The sequence below is a fragment of the Microbacterium shimangi genome (genome assembly GCF_043556445.1).
Classification (GTDB): Bacteria; Actinomycetota; Actinomycetes; order Actinomycetales; family Microbacteriaceae; genus Microbacterium.
Genome location: NZ_JBIGII010000003.1, coordinates 518,486 through 537,022, shown reverse-complemented (window position 1 = coordinate 537,022; position 18,537 = coordinate 518,486). Strand labels below are relative to the sequence as shown.

Annotated in this window: 19 protein-coding genes; 15 read left to right on the top strand and 4 right to left on the bottom strand. The window is 69.3% G+C overall.

The features are described 5' to 3' along the window. Positions 1-10 precede the first annotated feature (10 nt). Genes ACFXQA_RS04155 through ACFXQA_RS04110 form a run of 10 tightly spaced genes read left to right on the top strand, consistent with a single transcriptional unit; the run spans position 11 to position 9,958 of the window. Positions 11-1,021: a branched-chain amino acid ABC transporter permease gene (locus ACFXQA_RS04155; protein ID WP_394518533.1), complete on the top strand. Its 1,011-nt coding sequence runs from the start codon at positions 11-13 to the stop codon at positions 1,019-1,021. Further along, positions 1,018-2,079 (top strand): branched-chain amino acid ABC transporter permease, encoded by a 1,062-nt coding sequence (locus tag ACFXQA_RS04150; RefSeq protein ID WP_394518532.1) that lies wholly within the window; start codon positions 1,018-1,020, stop codon positions 2,077-2,079. Before ACFXQA_RS04155 ends, ACFXQA_RS04150 begins: the two co-directional genes overlap by 4 nt. Beyond that, positions 2,076-2,810 carry an ABC transporter ATP-binding protein gene (locus ACFXQA_RS04145; protein ID WP_394518531.1) on the top strand — a complete coding sequence of 245 codons (735 nt, stop codon included), beginning with the start codon at positions 2,076-2,078 and terminating at the stop codon, positions 2,808-2,810. Before ACFXQA_RS04150 ends, ACFXQA_RS04145 begins: the two co-directional genes overlap by 4 nt. Continuing rightward, a complete protein-coding gene (locus tag ACFXQA_RS04140) occupies positions 2,800-3,501 on the top strand; it encodes an ABC transporter ATP-binding protein (RefSeq protein WP_394518530.1) in 702 nt (233 codons plus the stop codon). Before ACFXQA_RS04145 ends, ACFXQA_RS04140 begins: the two co-directional genes overlap by 11 nt. 1 nt (position 3,502) lies before the next feature. Then, positions 3,503-4,882 (top strand): MmgE/PrpD family protein, encoded by a 1,380-nt coding sequence (locus tag ACFXQA_RS04135; protein WP_394518529.1) that lies wholly within the window; start codon positions 3,503-3,505, stop codon positions 4,880-4,882. Then, positions 4,879-5,547, top strand: a complete 669-nt coding sequence (locus ACFXQA_RS04130; protein ID WP_394518528.1) for a cysteine hydrolase family protein — start codon at positions 4,879-4,881, stop codon at positions 5,545-5,547. The genes ACFXQA_RS04135 and ACFXQA_RS04130 overlap by 4 nt, the downstream gene beginning before the upstream one ends. Continuing rightward, positions 5,544-6,500, top strand: a complete 957-nt coding sequence (locus ACFXQA_RS04125; protein ID WP_394518527.1) for a polysaccharide deacetylase family protein — start codon at positions 5,544-5,546, stop codon at positions 6,498-6,500. Before ACFXQA_RS04130 ends, ACFXQA_RS04125 begins: the two co-directional genes overlap by 4 nt. Continuing rightward, a complete protein-coding gene (locus ACFXQA_RS04120) occupies positions 6,497-7,414 on the top strand; it encodes a polysaccharide deacetylase family protein (protein ID WP_394518526.1) in 918 nt (305 codons plus the stop codon). The genes ACFXQA_RS04125 and ACFXQA_RS04120 overlap by 4 nt, the downstream gene beginning before the upstream one ends. Before the next feature lie 40 nt (positions 7,415-7,454). Continuing rightward, positions 7,455-8,876 (top strand): MFS transporter, encoded by a 1,422-nt coding sequence (locus ACFXQA_RS04115; protein WP_394518525.1) that lies wholly within the window; start codon positions 7,455-7,457, stop codon positions 8,874-8,876. Further along, positions 8,873-9,958 carry an oxidoreductase gene (locus ACFXQA_RS04110; RefSeq protein ID WP_394518524.1) on the top strand — a complete coding sequence of 362 codons (1,086 nt, stop codon included), beginning with the start codon at positions 8,873-8,875 and terminating at the stop codon, positions 9,956-9,958. Before ACFXQA_RS04115 ends, ACFXQA_RS04110 begins: the two co-directional genes overlap by 4 nt. Positions 9,959-9,991: 33 nt before the next feature. Here the strand turns inward: ACFXQA_RS04110 and ACFXQA_RS04105 are convergent, their stop codons facing one another. The 4 genes from ACFXQA_RS04105 to ACFXQA_RS04090 are packed head-to-tail and all read right to left on the bottom strand — an operon-like array spanning position 9,992 to position 12,391. Further along, on the bottom strand, positions 9,992-10,921 hold the full coding sequence (locus tag ACFXQA_RS04105) for a 2-hydroxyacid dehydrogenase (protein ID WP_394518523.1): 930 nt from the start codon (positions 10,919-10,921) through the stop codon (positions 9,992-9,994). Between the two features lie 9 nt (positions 10,922-10,930). Continuing rightward, on the bottom strand, positions 10,931-11,425 hold the full coding sequence (locus ACFXQA_RS04100) for a cupin domain-containing protein (RefSeq protein WP_394518522.1): 495 nt from the start codon (positions 11,423-11,425) through the stop codon (positions 10,931-10,933). A gap of 13 nt (positions 11,426-11,438) precedes the next feature. Continuing rightward, positions 11,439-12,146 carry a phosphoribosylformylglycinamidine synthase subunit PurQ gene (gene purQ, locus ACFXQA_RS04095; RefSeq protein ID WP_394518521.1) on the bottom strand — a complete coding sequence of 236 codons (708 nt, stop codon included), beginning with the start codon at positions 12,144-12,146 and terminating at the stop codon, positions 11,439-11,441. Further along, the gene (locus ACFXQA_RS04090) at positions 12,143-12,391 is read right to left on the bottom strand and encodes a phosphoribosylformylglycinamidine synthase subunit PurS (protein ID WP_394518520.1); all 249 of its coding nucleotides are present in this window, start codon (positions 12,389-12,391) and stop codon (positions 12,143-12,145) included. Before ACFXQA_RS04090 ends, purQ begins: the two co-directional genes overlap by 4 nt. Positions 12,392-12,591: 200 nt before the next feature. Here ACFXQA_RS04090 and ACFXQA_RS04085 point away from each other — a divergent pair, with 200 nt between their 5' ends. From ACFXQA_RS04085 to ACFXQA_RS04065, 5 genes are all read left to right on the top strand, one after another. Continuing rightward, the gene (locus ACFXQA_RS04085) at positions 12,592-13,902 is read left to right on the top strand and encodes an ABC transporter substrate-binding protein (RefSeq protein ID WP_394518519.1); all 1,311 of its coding nucleotides are present in this window, start codon (positions 12,592-12,594) and stop codon (positions 13,900-13,902) included. 68 nt (positions 13,903-13,970) lie between these two features. Continuing rightward, a complete protein-coding gene (locus ACFXQA_RS04080) occupies positions 13,971-15,020 on the top strand; it encodes a carbohydrate ABC transporter permease (RefSeq protein WP_394518518.1) in 1,050 nt (349 codons plus the stop codon). After that, positions 15,017-15,943 (top strand): carbohydrate ABC transporter permease, encoded by a 927-nt coding sequence (locus ACFXQA_RS04075; protein ID WP_394518517.1) that lies wholly within the window; start codon positions 15,017-15,019, stop codon positions 15,941-15,943. The genes ACFXQA_RS04080 and ACFXQA_RS04075 overlap by 4 nt, the downstream gene beginning before the upstream one ends. Positions 15,944-15,984: 41 nt before the next feature. Continuing rightward, positions 15,985-17,466, top strand: coding sequence for a GH1 family beta-glucosidase (locus ACFXQA_RS04070; protein ID WP_394518516.1), 1,482 nt, complete (start codon positions 15,985-15,987; stop codon positions 17,464-17,466). 31 nt (positions 17,467-17,497) lie between these two features. After that, positions 17,498-18,496, top strand: a complete 999-nt coding sequence (locus ACFXQA_RS04065) for a LacI family DNA-binding transcriptional regulator (protein WP_394518515.1) — start codon at positions 17,498-17,500, stop codon at positions 18,494-18,496. The last annotated feature ends 41 nt before the right edge of the window (positions 18,497-18,537 follow it).

The following is an 18,537-nucleotide window of genomic DNA, read 5'->3' as shown; positions in this document are numbered from 1 at the left end:
AGTGAGTCCCATGACGACCCAGGTCGAACCGACCACGACGAGCACAGACACCCTGTCTCGTCCCCGTCGCACCTACAACGGCCCGTCCCTTCGCACGATCGCCGTCACCGTCGTGGTCCTCGTGATCGCGGCCGTGGCCGCCGGCGTCATCTCCGGCAGCCCCGCGGTGCTGGCGCAGGCGCTGGTGACCGGCCTTCTCACGGGCGGGATCTACAGCCTGGTCGCCATGGGGCTCACCCTCGTCTACGGGGTGCTGCACATCATCAACTTCGCCAACGGCGCGATGGTGGCCCTCGCCATGTACATGACGTATGCGTTGGTAACGGCAACGGGGATGCACCCCTACCTCACGCTGCTGATCACCGTGCCGGCGATGTTCCTCATCGGTGCGGGAACGCAAGCGGCCCTCCTCAATCCGATCATGCGAGCGCCGATCCATACCCAACTGCTCGTGACGATCGGCCTGGCGCTCGCGATCGAGAACGTCTTGCTGCTCGTGTTCGGGCCGAACCCGCAGTCGGTGCAACTGCCGGGGAACGTCGGCGTGCCCATCCTCGGCGCGACGGTCGACCTCAGCCGCATCTACGCCTTCGTCGGTGCGCTCGTCCTGGTGGCGGTCCTCTGGGTGGTGCTGCAGAAGACGCCGGTCGGCACGGCGGTGCGTTCCGTGGCAGCCAACCCCGAGGGCGCCCGCCTCGTCGGTATCGACATCCGTCTCATCTACGTCTTGACCTTCGGGTTGGGGGCCGCAGCGGCCGGGGCGGCGGGCACGCTGGTCGCGCCGTTCACCACGATCGAGCCGACCGCCGGTTCGGTGTTCAACCTGACCGCTTTCGTCGTCGTGGTCCTGGGCGGGATGGGCAACGTCCCGGGGGCGCTCGTCGGCGGTCTGATCGTCGGGCTCACCGAACAGCTCGGCGGCCTCATCTTCCCGGGGCAGTCGCCGCTGCTCGCGGTGTTCGTCGTCTTCCTCGTGGTGCTCTTCGCCAAGCCCCGGGGCATCTTCGGGAGGGCATCATGACCGTCACGACCCCGACAACCGCCGCGGGCGCGAAGATCGACGCCCCGACGCTGCGTGCACCCCGATCGACGACCCGTTGGCAGTTCGTCACCCTCGCGGTGGTGGCGGCCGTCGGTGTCGCGCTGCCGTTCATCCTGCCGCCCGCCGAGATGGCCATCGCCATGCGCGTCGTCATCTTCGCGATCATGGGCATCGGCTGGAACATGATGAGCGGATTCGGCGGCATGTTCAGCTTCGGCCACGCTGCCTATTTCGGCATCGGGGCCTACGTCACGGCCATCTTGCTCGTCGACTTCGGGCTCAGCCCGTGGATCGGACTCGTCGCCGGGATGGTCGTCGCGGCCGCGGCCGGCGTCGGGATCAGCTACCTGGCGCTGCGTTACAAGCTCACCGGCGCCTACTACGCCCTGTCGACCTTCGCGTTCGCCGAGATGCTCCGCCTGTTCGTGGTGGGAAACGACGCGCTCAACGGAACGATCGGTTTCACCCTCCCCGTGTTGCGCGGCGACGACTGGGCGATGTTCCAGTTCCCGGCGGGCTCGCCGTACTACTTCTGGATCGGGATCGGGATGCTGGTGGCCGCCCTCGCCGTCGTCATCCTCTTCCTTCGCTCCCGCACCGGGCGTTTCACCCAGGCATCCCGCGACGACGACCTGGCCGCGGCCGCCATCGGCGTCGACGTGCTGCGCTACAAGCTGACGACCGTGGCTATCTCGGCCGCCATCACGGCCGCGGCCGGGACGCTGTACCTGCAGTACTACATGTTCGTCGACCCCGAGCTCGCCTTCGGCGCGAACGTCTCGAACAACGCGATCATCACCGCGGTCGTCGGCGGCGTGGCGACCGTGTGGGGCCCGCTGGTCGGCGCGATCGTCGTCGCACCCCTGTCCGACATCGTCGCGGCGTTCCTCCGGCATCCCCCGGAGTGGCTGTCGTTCATCGAGGGGCATGGCGGACTCGACATCCTCATCTACGCGATCATCCTGATCGCCTGCGTGCTGCTCCTGCCGCGCGGGATCTACGGAACCATCAAGCATTGGGCGGAGAAGAAGAAGTGAGCCTTCTCGAAATCCAGGGACTCAGCAAATCGTTCCGCGGCCTACGGGCGCTCCGCGAGGTCGACATCTCGGTCGAAGAGGGCGAGATCGTCGGCATCATCGGGGCGAACGGCGCGGGAAAGACCACGCTGTTCAACTGCATCACGGGGGCGTTCCCGCCCGACGACGGGAGCGTGCACCTCGAGGGCCGCGATATCACCGGCGCCAAGATGCACGTTCTCGCCGTCGCGGGCCTCGTCCGCACTTTTCAGCTCATGCGCCCGTTCCACACCATGACGGCCTGGGAGAACATCACCATCGCCGTGCAGAGCCGTGGCGTCCGCCCCGAGCGTGCCGCTCGCGCGGAAGCCGCCGACCTCATCGGACGCACCGGGCTGACCGAGTGGGCCGACGCCGTCTCGGGCTCCCTGCCGACGGCGGTGCAGAAGCGCCTCGAGCTCACCCGGGCCCTCGCGATGCGACCCCGCATCCTGCTGCTCGACGAAGTGCTCGCGGGCCTCGTGCCCTCGGAGCGAGCTCCCGTCCTCGAACTGCTCGAAGAGCTCCGCACCCGCGAGGGCATGACGATGCTGTTCATCGAGCACATCATGGCGGCCGTCCGGCAGTTGAGTGACCGGGTCGTGATGATGGACCAGGGTGCAGTGCTCGCCCGGGGTGGCGTCGACGAGGTGTTGTCGGATCCGCGCGTCGTCGAGGCGTATCTCGGAAAGGAGTACGGAAATGCTGCTTGAAGTCGATGACCTGCGTTCGGGCTACCACGGCCTCGAGATCATCCACGGCCTCTCACTCACCGTCGGCGAAGGCGAGGTCGTTGCGATCGTCGGCGCGAACGGTGCGGGCAAATCCACGACCCTGAAGACGATCGTCGGCGAGGTCAAGCAGTTCGGCGGGTCGGTGAGGTTCGGTGGCTCTGCGGTGACCCACGGACGCAGTCACACGGCCGCCCGGCGCGGTCTCATGCTGGTGCCCGAGAACCGCGCGCTGTTCGGCTCGCTCTCGGTGCAGGACAACCTGCGCATGGGCGCCTGGGGACGCGGAGAACGGCGGGGCTTCACCGAGGAAGAGATCCTGGATCTCTTCCCGATCCTCCGCGAACGCCGCCAGCAGCTCGCCGAGACGATGTCGGGCGGCCAGCAGCAGATGCTCGCGATCGCCCGTGCGCTGATGGGCGCCCCGCGCCTGCTCATGCTCGATGAGCCCTCGACGGGACTGTCGCCCAAGCTCACCTGGGACGTCTTCCACGCCGTCCACGCCATCCGCGAGCGGGGAGTGAGCGTGCTGATCGTCGAACAGAACGCTCAGCAGGTACTGAAGCTCGCCGACCGGGCCTACGTACTGGAGTCCGGCTCCGTCGCACTCGAAGGCGAGGCTGCGGGTCTGGCCAGCGACGAGCGGGTGCGCGCGGCGTACCTGGGGTACTGACATGGCCTCGGTCACCGCGCCGGAGGCTCTCCGGTCGCTGGCTGAGTGGGCGTCCGGCAGCCCGCTCGCCTCTGCTGGTGACGAGACGCGTTCGGCGCTCGACCGCGCCGTGGCGAACCTCCTCGCCGTCACCGCCGGTGCTTCCGCGCTGCCCGAGCAGAGCGCGCTGCGCGAGGCGTGGGCACTCTCGGACGGGCCCGCGACCGTGATCGGGTCCGGTCGACGCGTATCGGTCGAGTCGGCGGTCTGGCTCAACGGCGTCGCGTCCGTCGCGACCGAGCGCGACGAGGGCAACCGCTACAGCAAAGGACACCCCGCGGCTCAGACGGTGTTCGCGGTGCTGGCGCTGGCCGAATCGCTCGACGCATCGGGGCCCCGGGTGTGGGACGCCCTCCTCGTGGCGTACGAAGTCGCCGCGCGCGTGGGCCGGGCGACCACGTTCGCCTCGAAGGTGCACACGCACGGTCCGTTGGGCGCGGCCGGAGCCGCCGCTGGGTGCGCTCTGCTCCTCGGTGCCGACGCCGAGGGCGTCGCGAGGGCGATCGACACGGGCGCCGCGATGGCTCCCTCGACCTCCTGGGATGCGGTGTACTCGGGATCGGCGGTGCGCGATCAGTGGGTCGGCCAGGGCGCACTGGCGGGGCTCGCCGCCGCCCGTTACGCCGTGGCAGGTCTCCCCGCAGGAGCGGGGGGCATCGGCGCGACGCTCGGGGGTTCGCTCGGGGTCATCGACCTCGACCTGCTCGTCGACGGCCTCGGCTCGACGACGCTCGTCACGTCGAGCTACCTGAAACAGCATTCCGCCTGCGCCTACACGCACGGACCAGTCGACGCGGCGCTGGGGGTTCGCGCGCAGCTGCGCGCCGCCGGGGTCGAGGCATCCCGCATCCGTTCTGTCCGCGTCGACGGCGTGGCATCGGCGGCGGCCCTTCCCGCCCGGGAGTGGACGACCCGGCACGGCGCCTATTTCTCCGTGCCGTTCGCCGTCGCCAGCGCCCTCCTCTACGGCGACGTCGCGGCGCACCGCGCGGACACCCCTGCGCCCCCCGAACACGCGGCGCTCGCACGACTCGTCGACGTGCACGACGCGACCGAGTCGCTCGCACCCCGCTCCGCCACCTCGCGACCGGCGCGGGTCACCGTCGTCCTCGACGACGGACGCACGTTCTCGAGCGCCGTGACGCACCCCGAGGGCGACGCGGTCGACACCCCGTTCTCCGCACCGCGCATCGACGAGCTTCTCACCGAGGCGGTCGCACCCCTCGGGTTGACCGGCCGTGACGTCGACCTGGCCCTCGCCGCGATGCACGACCCCGCACCGGGGGCACTGTCTGCTGCCCTCTCCCATCTGACGCCGCTTCGGGAAGGAGCACTGCGATGACCGACACCATCGACTGGAACCACGAGGTCGACACGATCCGTCGGCTGCGCGCCGAGCGGACCAAGGTCGGCCCCGGGACGACCCCCGCGGTCGTGGTGGTCGACTTCCAGCGCGCATTCACCGAGCACGAGAAGGTCGGCCCCGGCACCGGGGTCACGTTGGCGCACACGAACGAGCTGCTCATCGCTGCCCGCGCGGCGGGCGTGCCCGTGATCTATCTCGTGATGATCCTCGATTCGCTCGACGATCGGATGCTGGCGCAACGCGTGCGTTCGAGCCTCACCGAGCGCTGCGAGCGCGGCAATCCGTGGACGGAGATCAGCGCGGAGGTGCCGGCTGAGCCCACCGACCACATCGTCGAGAAGACGGTCGCCTCGGGCTTCTACAAGACACGCTTGGACGACCTCCTCCACGAACTCGGCGTCGACGAGCTCGTCATGACCGGTACCTCCACGAGCGGATGCGTCCGCGCGACCGTCGTCGACGCCGCCTACCGCAATTACCGCATCAGCATCGTGGAGGAGTGCTGCGACGACTTCCGCACCCTCTCTGGCGAGGTGTCGCTCTGGGACATGCAGGACCGCTTCGGCGACGTCGTGTCGAAAGACGCGGTCCTCGAGCGCTTCGCCGCGCTCGCCGGGACGGGCGAGGTCGACGCCGCGTGACGATCTCGAACAACCGGCGCATGTACTACGCGCCGCTTTCCACGCGCCCCCGAGTGACCTGGCCCGGAGAGAAGACCGTCGCGTTCTGGCACGCCCCGAACGTCGAGCACTACGACTACATCGCCCCGGCCGGGGCGAGCCCGCAGGGGCGGGTCGCCTTTCCCGACATGCAGCACTACGCCCACCGCGATGCGGGTAACCGGGTGGGACTCTGGCGGATGCTGCGGGTCGTCGACGAGTTCGAGATGCCCTCCACCGTGTCGCTGAGTCTGTCGCTCCTCGAGGAACAGCCCGAGGTGCGCGAGGCGATGTTCGCTCGCGACTGGGAGATCATGAGCCACGGCATCTCGAATCTCCGTCCGCTGTACGACATGCCCTACGCCGACGAAGACGAGTTCTTCGCCCTCTCGCAGCGACTGAGCGAGACGTACTACGGCGGTCGGCGCATCAAGGGAATGCTGGGCCCGAAGGTGTCGGGTACCGACAACACCGCCGACCTCATGGTCGAGCACGGCATGCAGTACTTCGCCGACTGGATCCACGACGAGCAGCCCCGGCCGTTGCGCACGGCTTCGGGCACACCTCTCGTGTCGATCCCGTACAGCTTCATGCTCAACGACGTGCCCATGCTGCACGCCCGCGCCTACTCCGGTCGCGACTTCGTCGAACTCGCCCTCGCCCAGATCGATCGTCAACTCCGCGACGCCGAAGAAGACGGACAAGCCCGCGTGGTGTGTCTCGCGACGCACCCGTTCCTCGCCGGTCAGCCCTGGTTCTCGCAGTACTACCGCGAGATCTTCGCGCGGGTGCGGGCCGACGAGCGCATCTGGTGCACGACCGCGGGGGAGATCACCGGGCACTACCTCGACCACCACTTCGACGAGCAGGTGTCGTTCGCCGAAGACCTCGAAGCCGAACATGCCCTCGACGTCCAGCGAGGAGTCGCCCGATGACCTTGATCACCCACCCCGCCGAGGCGACCGTGTTCGCGCCCGACCTGCCGCGCGGGTACGACACGGTTCGCTCGCCCTGGCCCGGAATCGACGGGGCGAAGCTCGCCGTCACCGTGCTGCTGCACGCCCCCAGCTATCAGGACGACCTGCCCCCGGGGTCGGTCACGCCCACGTCGATGCAGGGTGGCGTCGGCCGCGACACGTCCGAACCCCGCCACGGGCAGGTCGCCCGCCTGTCGCAGTGGGACTTCGGTCTCACGGTCGGCATCTGGCGCCTCCTCGCGATCGCGGAGCGCGTCGGGGTGCCCGTGGCGGTCGCACTCGACGAATGGGGAGCACGAACGGTGCCGGGGCTTGCCCGCGGTGTCGCCGAGCGCGCCGACGAGATCGTGGTGCGTGGAGCGGCGGCGAACAGCATCCTGTCTCGAACGATGGATGCGTCGAGCGAGCTCGCCTACATCGACAGCGCGCGCGACGCGGTCGCCCATCACACCGGGCGCGAGAGCGCCGGGTGGTTCAGTCCCGAGCGCGCCTCGACCCCGCGGACGACGGCGCTCCTGCGCGAAGCCGGGTTCACGTGGTTCGGTGATTGGCCGATCGACGAGCGACCGGTGGCGCTATCCGGTGGCTCAGCGGGTCTGACGGCGGTGCCGCATCCGCTCGAGACCGAGGACATGTTCTCCCTCTACACGCGGGGGCAGCCTTTCACCGACTACGAGGACGTGCTCGCGGCGACGATCGATCAACTCGTCGCCGACGCCGACGTCGTCGGCCCCCGTCACCTCGGGCTGAGCTGGTTCGGCTGGGTCTCGGGGCAAGCGGCGTTCGCCGACGTCGCCGAGCGCACCCTGCGGCTCCTCGCCGCCCACCCCGACGTGCGGATCGTCACCCCCGGCGAGGTCGCGTCGCTGTGACCCTCCGCACCACCGCCGCCCTCCACACCGGGGGGCGGCCATGACCCGCGATGTGAACGTGAAACCCGCCGCCGGAGCGGACGAGCCGCCGCCGATCCCCGCGCGTATTCCGTGGTCGCTCGGCAGTGGCACGCTCCTGCTCGGACTCAACTCCGCGATGATCGCGGTCGCCCTCGTGCCGATGGCGGAGTACTTCGGCGACGAGGGCTCGATCGCCTGGATCGTCAGCTGTCTGTATATCGCCGCCGCGGTCGGCTCGCCCACGGCCGGGAGGCTCGCCGACCTGTTCGGGGCGCGGCGCGTCTACCTGATCGGGCTCGCGATCATCCTCGTGGCCTCGGTCGCGGGCCCGTTCGTCACGACGCCCGAGTGGATGGTCGTCGACCGCGTGCTCCTGGGGCTCGGCGCGTCGGCGCAGTTCCCGGCGGCGATGGCAGTCATCCGCACCCACGCCCAGCGTCGCGGGCAGAACGCCACGCGCGCGATCGGGGTGGTCGCGCTCTGCGGTCAGACCACCGCGGCTCTGGGCCCCACCGTCGGCGGATTCATGGTGCTCCTCTCGGGCTGGCAGGGGATCTTCTGGATCAACCTGCCGGTGGTCGCCGTATCGGCGGCCCTCGTGCTGGCGTTCGTGCCGAAAGACGAGCGCCGCGCGCCCATGCCGGCGCGGGCGGTGATCGGGTCGCTCGACCCGCTCGGGATGTTGTTGCTGGTGGGCTCGCTTCTGCTGCTCATGCTCGGTCTGCTGTCGCTGGAGTCCGATGCCCCGCAGTGGGTGTTCTTCGGCGTGCTGGTGCCGGTCGTCGCCCTGTTCCTCTGGCGCGAGGTGCGCGCGCGCACCCCGTTCGTCGATGTGCGGTTGATGGTGCGGTACCCGCAGTTCGGTCTGACATGCGCGCGCGCCGTGGCGACTTTCGTGTCGTTCTACGGCATCTTCTACGGCCTTCCGCAGTGGCTCGAAGCAACGCGGGGTCTGGACCCCGGGACGACCGGCCTCCTCATGCTGCCGGTGTTCGGCGTCGGTGCGATCTCGACCGTGGTCGCCACGCGGATGGGGAGGCGACTGAACCCCCGGGTGCTCCTGATCATCGGAACGTCGGCGATGGTGGCCGCCGGGGTGCTGCTCGCCGTGACGGCCTCCCGCGACGTGCCGCTGTGGTGGCTCGCCGTGCTCTGCGCGCTGCTGGGATTGCCGAACGGGTTCAACAACCTGGGAAATCAGTTGCTCCTGCACCGCGCTGTCCCCTCCGACGCTGCCGGAGCGTCGAGCGGCATCTATCGCACCGCCCAGTACGTGGGGGCGGCGCTCGCCGCGGTCGTCGTCGCGCACCAGCTGGGAGACGACCAGCCACTGGGTGGCATCCGCGAGCTCGGGAGCACCATCGCGGCCATCGGCGGCGTTCTGCTCGTACTCTCCCTCGTCGCTGTGTTTCCCCGCCGAAAGAAAGAGAACAGCCCGTGACCTTCCCGCCCCCTCCCGCTCTGTTGACCCCGCTCGACCTCCGGCACCTGCGTCTGCGCAATCGCGTCGGCGTGTCGCCGATGTGCATGTACGCCGTGCCGGACGGGTCGGGTCGGGTCTCGGACTGGCACGTCGTGCACTACGGCCAATTCGCCATGGGCGGCGCGGGCCTGGTCATCACCGAGGCGACGGCTGTCACCCCCGAAGGGCGGGTCACGCCCCAAGATGCGGGGTTGTGGTCAGACGACCACATCGCACCGTGGCGGCGCGTCACCGATGCCGTCCACCGCGCCGGTGGGGCGATCGCCGTCCAGCTCGCCCATGCCGGGCGAAAAGGCGGCAAGTTCGCCGGGCTCCCGGGTGATGCTCCCTCCGACCGTGGGTCGGTTCCGTCGGAGCGGGGCGGGTGGACGACCGTCGGAGCGTCGGGAACGCCCTTCGGGCGGTACTCGCCGCCTCGGCGAGCCGACACGCACGACCTTCCCGAGATCGTCGCCGCCTTCGCCGATGCGGCGGCTCGCGCGGTCGCAGCGGGGTTCGACGCGGTCGAGTTGCACGCAGCTCACGGCTACCTCCTGCACGAGTTCCTCTCGCCGGTCACCAACGTGCGCGACGATGCGTGGGGGGACGATCGCGAGGCATTCCTCCTCAGGGCCGTCGAGGCTGTTCGCGAGGCGATACCCGTGACGATGCCGCTGATCGTGCGGATATCCGCCGACGACGTCGCCCCCGGCGGTCTGACGGCCGAGGAGTCTGCGGTGCTCGCCACCCGCCTCGTCTCGGCGGGCGTCGACCTGGTGGACTGCTCCTCGGGCGGGCTGGTCGACGGCGCCGAGTACGACCCGTACCCGGGCTACCAGGTGTCGGGTGCCGCCCGCGTGCGTGCGGCCGGGGTCATGACGGCTGCCGTGGGGTTGATCGACGACCCGCACCATGCCGAGTCCATCCTCCGCGAGGGAGCCGCTGATCTCGTGCTGCTCGGCCGCGCGATGCTGAGGGATCCGCACTGGGTCCGCCGCGCGGAGCATGCGCTGACGGGCTCCGCCACGATAGAGCCGCGTTACCACCGCGCCTACGTGTGATCGGCGGACGGATGCTGCTCCGCGAGGGGCGATTCAGCCTCCGAGCACCACGTTCAGCGGCGGCTCCCCGGCGGCGAGACGCTCGATCTGGCGTCTGACGAGACGCGCGATACGCGGTCGCATCGCGCTCGACGCTCCGCCCACGTGCGGCACGACGAGCGCCCCGGGAAGAGCCCACAGCGGGTGATCCTCCGGAAGCGGCTCGGGGTCGACGACGTCGAGGGCGGCGCGCAGCCGACCGGCTCGAACCTCTGCGACGAGGGCGTCGGTGTCGATGAGGGGTCCGCGGCCGACGTTGACCACGAGGGCGCCATCGGGGAGCGCCGCCAGCGCTGCCGCATCCATGACGTGGCGGGTCGCGTCGCCTCCCGGGAGCGATGCGATGAGGATCTCGGTCTCGGCGAGTACCGCGTGAAGATCGTCGATCGACCGCACCGCGACACCGTCCTCCTCGCGGGCGCGACTCGCGATCGCGGTCAGCTCGACCTCGAACCCTGCCAGGCGCGCGGCGATCGCCTTGCCGACGCCGCCGAACCCGAGAAGCGTGACGCGGCGATCGGCGAGGCCCTCCGAGAAGCGCGCCTTCCAGGAATGGGCGTCTTGGGCACGGACGAACTCCGGAACGCGCCGCTGCGCGGCCAGCGTCAACGCCAGCGCCAGCTCGGCCGTCGCCGTCTCGTGCACCGAGGCGGCATTGGCGAACGTCAGCCCGGCCGGCAGCACCTCGGCCATGCCGTCGTACCCGATCGACTGGCTCTGCACGAGCCCGATGTCGACGCCCCGCATCCGCTCCGCGATGGATTCCATGCTCATGTACGGCGGCACGACCATGTCGAACCGCTCGCGCGGCGCGGGCCCGTCCATCGGCCAGACGACGAGGTCGACACCCTCCGGAAGCGGCTGGATGTCAGCGGCGAGCCGCTCGGTGGGTACGGACACGACGATGTTCGGTGCGGGGGTCATCACTCCACGCTACGACGTGCGGCCGTCGACGTCGGGCATGGTGAAGTCGGCGAAGTCGAATCCCGGCGATACCAGGCAGCTCACCAGGGCATCGTGGTCGGCGGGGAGCGTGCGCTGCCAGACGTCGGGCGGCACCACGGCCTGCGGAGCATGCCCCTCGGCGGGATCGCCGACGACGGTGGTCACGCCCGGCTCCGGCCGTTCGCCGTCTCCGCCGAGCTGCAGGGCGACCGGGCCGACGCCGTTGGTGATCCAGACCTCGCTCGACGCGACCCGATGCCAGCCCGAGGCTTCTCCCGCGGGCAGAAGGAACACGATGAGGGTGGCGGCCGGGCGTTCGCCCCCTCCCGGCAGGGTCACCGCCCGGGGCGAGGTCCACGTGCGTCGGTACCAGCCGCCCTCCGGGTGCGGCTCGAGACCGAGGGTGACCGCGAGCGCCGGACGCACGAGACGTTCGATCAATCGACCGTCGAGGGTGCGGCGCTCGGCAAGCTCTTCCGGCACGGATGCGGCCGTGTCAGGCCGCGGTCGAGACCACGGCGGCGATGGCCGAGGCGAAGAACCCGACGCCGTCGACGCCCGAGCGCATCGCGTCGGGGGTGGACGGACCGAAGCCGGGCTCGACGGCGTGCTCGGGGTGCGGCATGAGCCCCACCACGTTGCCGCGTTCGTTGGTGAGACCGGCGATGTCGTCGAGCGACCCGTTGGGGTTCACACCGAGGTAGCGGAACGCGACGAGACCCTCGCCCTCGACCTGCGCCAGCGTCTCGGCATCGGCGATGTAGCCGCCGTCGGCGTTCTTCAGCGGAATGACGATCTCTTCGCCCTTGGCGAACTCGTTCGTCCAGGCGGTCGACGCGTTCTCGACGCGGAGGCGCTGGTCGCGACGGATGAACTGCTGCGACGCGTTGCGGATCAGACCGCCGGGCAGCAGGTGCGCCTCCACGAGCATCTGGAATCCGTTGCAGATTCCGAGCACGGGCATGCCACGACCGGCAGCATCCTTCACCTCGCTCATGATGGGCGCGAGGGCCGCGATCGCTCCCGCGCGCAGGTAGTCGCCGTAGCTGAAGCCCCCGGGGAGCACGAGCGCGTCGACGCCCTGCAGGTCGTGGTCGCCATGCCAGAGTGCGACGGGCTCGGCGCCCGCGATGCGGATGGCGCGCTGCGCGTCGCGGTCGTCGAGCGAACCGGGAAAGGTGATGACGCCGATGCGGACCGTCATTCGATGACCTCGATGCCCACGACGTCTTCGATGACGGAGTTCGAGAGGATCTCGTCGGCGATCTCGCGAGCCGCCGCGATCGTGGCCTCGTCGACGGGTCCGTCGACCGTGAGCTCGAACCGTTTGCCGATCCGCACGCTGGAGAAGCGCGTCTCTCCCTGACGGGTCAGGGCGCCGGCGACGGCTTTTCCCTGCGGGTCGAGCAGCTCGGCCTTGGGCATGACGTCGACGACGATGGTGGGCATTTCGGCTCCGAATGTCGCGGGAAGGGGGCAGGCCTATCCTACGGGCCGGGGAAGGCCTCGCTCAGATCGGTGGGAGCGCTCCCTTGACGTCGTGGGAGCGGTCCCATATGGTGATCCCGAGCAATGAGAGCGCTCCCACGAACGCTTGCTCGCACCTGTTCCGATCATCGAAGACCCGAACAATCACAAAGGAGTGACCCGTGAGATCACACGCACTGCGCCGCACAGCCATCGTCACCGCGGCCCTGACCACCTCCGCCCTCGTCCTCGCCGGCTGCGCCGGCGGCGGCGGTGGCGACCAAGCCGGCGGAACGGACGGCGACGTCACGTTGACCGTGACGACCTTCGGCACCTTCGGTTACGAAGACCTCTACGCCGAGTACGAAGAGGCCAACCCCGGCGTGACCATCGAGGCGAACAACATCGACACCGGCGGCAACGCCCGCACCGATGCGTTCACCAAGATCGCGGCAGGCTCCGGACTCTCCGACATCGTCGCTTTGGAGGAGGGCTGGCTCGGCGCCATCATGGAGGTCTCCGACCAGTTCGCCGATCTGCGCGACTACGGCATCGAAGACCGTAAAGACGACTGGGTCGAGTGGAAGTACGCCCAGGGCACCGACCCCGAGGGGCGCGTCATCGGATACGGCACCGACATCGGACCCGAAGGCCTCTGCTACAACAAGCCCGCATTCGAAGCGGCCGGCCTGCCCACCGACCGCGCCGAGGTCGCGAAGCTGTTCGAAGGCGACTGGGAGGAATTCTTCGACGTCGGCCGGCAGTACCACGAGGCGACCGGCAAGGCCTTCTATGACCACTCCGGATTCGTCTGGAACGCGATGGTGAACCAGCTCGAGGAGGGCTACTACACCAGCGAGAGCGAGCTGAACGTCGAGGGCAACGCCGAACTCAAGGAGCGCTTCGAGCTGCTGGGCGCGGCGACCGAAGACGGCCTCTCCGCCGCGCAGACCGCGTGGGACTGGAACAAGGGCAAGTCCTTCCTCGACGGCACGTTCGCGACGTTCGTCTGCCCCGGCTGGATGCTGGGAACCATGCAGGGCTCCATCGAGGGCGCCGGCGGCGGCCCCGACAACGGATGGGACTTCGCCGACGCGTTCCCCGGAGGACCGGCCAACTGGGGTGGCGCCTTCCTCGCCGTCTCGGAGAGCTCCGAGCACAAGGAAGCCGCGGCCAAGCTGGCCGACTGGCTGACGCAGCCCGAGCAGCAGGTGAAGCAGTCCGCCGCGGCGAACAACTTCCCCAGCACCGTCGAGGCGCAGGAGACCCTGGCCGCGGAGGCGACGCCGAACGAGTTCTTCAGTGACGCACCCACCGGCGCGATCCTCGCGGAGCGCGCGAAGGGTGTCGTCGCCCAGTTCAAGGGACCGGATGACTCGGTGATCCAGGAGAACGTCTTCGGCCCGGCGCTGAAGTCGCTCGATCTCGGCGAGATCGACACGCAGGGTTCCTGGGACAAGGCGCTCGGCCTCCTGAACGAACTGGTCGGCTGATCGGACGCGATGGCCGGGGTCTGCCAACCCGCAGACCCCGGCCGTCGCCCGGCGAGAGGACTCTCCCCATGACCGCAACTCTTCCCCCCGCGACGAAGTCGCCGCCCGAGCGCGCGGCGAAGCGCACCGTGCCGACGGCACGCCCGGCGTGGCGCATGCGCCTCTCCCGAGCCGACTACAAGGGCTCGCCCTACGCCTACGTCGCGCCGTTCTTCCTGCTGTTCGGCCTCGTCGGCCTCTTCCCGCTCGCGTACACCCTCGTCGTCTCGCTCTTCGAGTGGGATCTGCTGAAGGGTCAGGGAGAGTTCGTCGGTCTCGGCAACTTCATCGAGATCCTCGGCGACGGCATGTTCTGGAACTCGGTGTCGAACACGGTCAGCATCTTCCTGCTGTCGGCGATACCGCAGCTGGCCATCGCCCTGATCGTGGCCTACCTGCTCGACCGGGGGCTGCGCGCCCCCACGTTCTGGCGCATGAGCGTTCTCATCCCGTTCGTCGTCACCCCCGTAGCGACCGCCCTGATCTTCTCGAACATCTTCAGCGACGCCGACGGGCTCGCGAACAACCTGCTGAACCTCTTCGGTATCGCCGATCAGGCCTGGAAGCAGGACCGGGCGCTCAGCCACCTCGCCATCGCCACGATGGTCAACTTCCGCTGGACGGGCTACAACGCGCTCATCCTGCTCGCGGCGATGCGAGCGGTGCCCCGCGATCTCTACGAGTCGGCCGCTATCGACGGCGCGGGCCCGGTGAGACGGTTCTTCTCGATCACGATCCCGACCATCCGCCCCACCCTCATCTTCGTCATCATCACCTCGACGATCGGCGGCCTCCAGATCTTCGCCGAGCCGCGCCTGTTCGACGTCTCGACCGCGGGCGGCATCGGAGGAAGCGACCGACAGTTCCAGACCACCGTGCTCTTCCTCTGGGAGCTCGCCTTCTTCCGTCGCGACCTCGGGGAGGCGTCGGCCGTCGCCTGGCTGCTGTTCCTCCTCATCATCGGATTCGGCCTGGTGAACTTCCTCATCGCCCGCCGCATCTCGACATCCGGCTCGCGGCGCGACGCTCGCGTGCGCCGCCTGGGTGCCCGAACCCGCACCCCTGGAGGTGGCGCATGAGCATCAGCATCCCCGAACCCCTTCCTGCCCTGCAGGTCGAGACCGTCGAACCCGACCCGCCGCGCTCCCCGCGCCACCGTAGGCCGCGCGAGACCGGATCGGCCGGAATCGGCTCGCGTCCCGGCTTCCTCACCTACGGGCTGCTCGCCGCGTTCGTCATCGGCAGCGTCTATCCGCTGTGGTGGTCCTTCGTCATCGCCAGCGGGACGAACGCCAGCCGCAGCGAGACGGTGCCGCTCATCCCCGGCGGCAACTTCCTCGTCAACGCGGCGAAGGTGCTCGACGCGATCCCGTTCTGGCTCGCACTGGGCAACTCGGTGCTGATCTCCGCGATCATCACCGTCTCGGTCGTCTCGTTCGCCACCCTCGCCGGCTACGCGTTCGCCAAGCTGCGGTTCCGCGGACGCAACGGGCTCATGTTCTTCGTCATCGCGACGATGGCGATCCCCACCCAGCTCGGCATCATCCCGCTCTTCATGGTCATGCGCGAGCTCGGCTGGACCGGCACGATCGGCGCGGTCATCGTGCCCACCCTCGTGACCGCATTCGGGGTGTTCTTCATGAGGCAGTACCTCGTCGATGTGATCCCCGACGAGCTGATCGAGGCGGCCCGTATGGACGGGGCGAGCCAGTTCCGCACCTTCTTGACGGTCGGCGTCCCGGCGGCCCGCCCGGCGATGGCGATCCTGGGATTGTTCACCTTCATGACGGCCTGGACCGACTACCTCTGGCCGCTGATCGTGCTGAGTCCGCAGAACCCCACCCTGCAGACCGCACTCAGTCAGCTCCAGTCGGGCTACTACATCGACTACTCCGTCGTGCTCGCCGGCGCGGTGCTGGCAACCCTCCCCCTGCTCGTGCTGTTCGTGATCGCGGGCAAGCAATTGATCAGTGGGATCATGGCGGGGGCGGTAAAAGGATGACCGTCTCCGTATCTCCGCCCCGATCGATGGGAACCCGCTCCATGACGCTGACCGATGCGACCACCGCGACCACGCTGCGGCCTTTCCCGGCCGATTTTCTCTTCGGCGCGGCGACGGCGGCCTACCAGATCGAAGGGGCGGCGTCGGAAGACGGTCGCCGCGATTCGATCTGGGACGCATTCTCCCGTCAGCCCGGCGCGGTCATCAACGCAGACAACGGCGACGTCGCCTGCGACCACTATCACCGTTACCGCGACGACGTCGCGATGATGAAGGGACTCGGGCTCCAGACCTATCGGTTCTCGACGTCGTGGTCGCGCGTGCGCCCCGACGGCGGCGCGCTCAACGCGAAGGGCGTCGACTTCTACGAGCGCCTCGTCGACGAGCTGCTCGACGCCGACATCCTGCCGTGGCTGACCCTGTACCACTGGGACCTGCCGCAGGCGCTGCAGGAGCGGGGCGGCTGGACGAACCGCGACACCGCCGAGAAGTTCACCGAGTACGCCCTCGACATGCACGACGCCCTCGGCGACCGGGTCGGCGTCTGGACGACGCTCAACGAACCGTGGTGCTCGTCGTTCCTCAGCTATACGGCGGGCATCCACGCTCCCGGACACTTCTCACCGGGTGAGGGGATGCTGGCGGCCCACCACCTGCTCCTCGGTCACGGTCAGACGGTGCGAGAGCTGCGGGCGCGCGACTCGTCGCTGAATCTCGGGCTCACGCTCAACCTGACGGTCGCCGACCCGGTCGATGCGACCGTGCCCGCCGACGTCGACGCCGCCCGACGCATCGACGGACAGTTCAACCGCTGGTTCCTCGACCCCGTCTTCCGGGGGGAGTACCCCGCCGACATCGTCGAGGACTTCCGCCGCGTCGACGCCGATGCCGTCGCGGCCCTCGAAGCAGCGATCCGCCCGGGCGATCTCGAGGTCATCTCGACCCCCATCGAGACGCTCGGGGTGAACTACTACCACGGCGAGTTCGTCGGGGGTACGCCGCCGACCGAAGAACCCGGTGGCGGAGACGCACCGACCGACCGGGTCACGCGTTCGCCGTTCCCCTCCGTCGACGGCATCTTCTGGCACGACCGCGGCCTCCCGCGCACGCCGATGAACTGGGAGGTGCAGCCGGAGGGACTCACGCGCCTCCTCCGCCGCGTCAACGACGAGTACGCCGCGGCGCCGGGGGTGTCGTTGTTCGTCACCGAGAACGGCGCGGCCTACGACGACGTGGCCGTCGTCGAGGAGGGCGAGACCCGCGTGCACGACGCCGATCGTGCCGAGTTCGTCAGCCTGCACCTGGGGGCTGTCCTCGACGCGATCGAGGAGGGCGTCGACGTGCGGGGCTACTTCTACTGGTCGCTGATGGACAACTTCGAGTGGGCCTGGGGATACGAGAAGCGGTTCGGCATCGTGCACGTCGATTACGAGACCCAGGAGCGCTCCGTGAAGGATTCGGCGCTCCAGTACAGTCGCATCATCGCCGCGCGTGCGCTCGAGAGTCTTCCCGCCTCTTCGTAGCACTCTCCGCCGGACGGAGAGGACCCCCATCGTGCTCAGTGCGTCGACCATCGAACAGGTAGCGGCGCGCGCCGGAGTATCGCGGTCGACCGTGTCACGCGTCGTGAACGGCTCGCCCTCGGTCTCCGACGTCGCCCGGGCCTCGGTGCGCCGCGCTATCGACGACCTGAACTACGTGCCGAATCGGGCCGCTCGTTCGCTCGCGAGCCGTCAGAGTCAGGCGATCGCCCTCGTCGTTCCCGAAGACACCGCACGGTTCTTCGGCGATCCGTTCTTCGCCTCGGTCGTCTCGGGCATCCAGACGCGGCTGGCGAGCACCGACTACATCCTGCTGGTCACTCTCGCGAACGGCGACCCCGGCGACAAGACCACGGGATACCTGCAGAGCGGCAGCGTCGACGGCGCGATCGTCGTCTCCCACCACGACAACGACACCTTCATCGACCGCATCGCCGGGGCGATCCCGGTCGTCTACGGCGGGCGTCGCGTGCGCGTCCGCGAGGCGGATCACGTGGTCGACAGCGACAACGTCGGCGGGGGGCGCACGGCGACCGAGTACCTGCTCGAGCGCGGTCGTCGCCGAATCGGCACGATCGCCGGGCCACCGTCGATGCGGTCGTCGCTCGACCGACTCGACGGCTTCCGGGCCGTCCTCGACGAGGCCGGCCTGCAGCCGGCCGCCGTCGAGAACGGCGACTTCTCGGAAGAGGGGGGAGCCGACGCGATGCGGCGCATCCTGTCGAGCGGCGCCGAGATCGATGCATTGTTCGTGGCGAGCGACCTGATGGCACGCGGGGCAATGCGGGTGCTGCGCGACGCCGGGCTGGGTGTCCCCTCCGACGTCGCCATCGTCGGGTTCGACGATTCGCCGATCGCCACGTCGACCTCGCCCGCGTTGACGACCGTCCGTCAGCCGTCGTCGGGGCAGGGGGAGCGGCTCGCCGACATCTTGCTCGAACTGCTCAACGGGGGCACGCCGCCGAACTCGACGGTCATGCCGACCGAACTCGTGGTGCGGGGCTCCGCCTGACGTCCGAAGCCGTTCGGCGGGTGGCTGTTCGGTACAGGGTG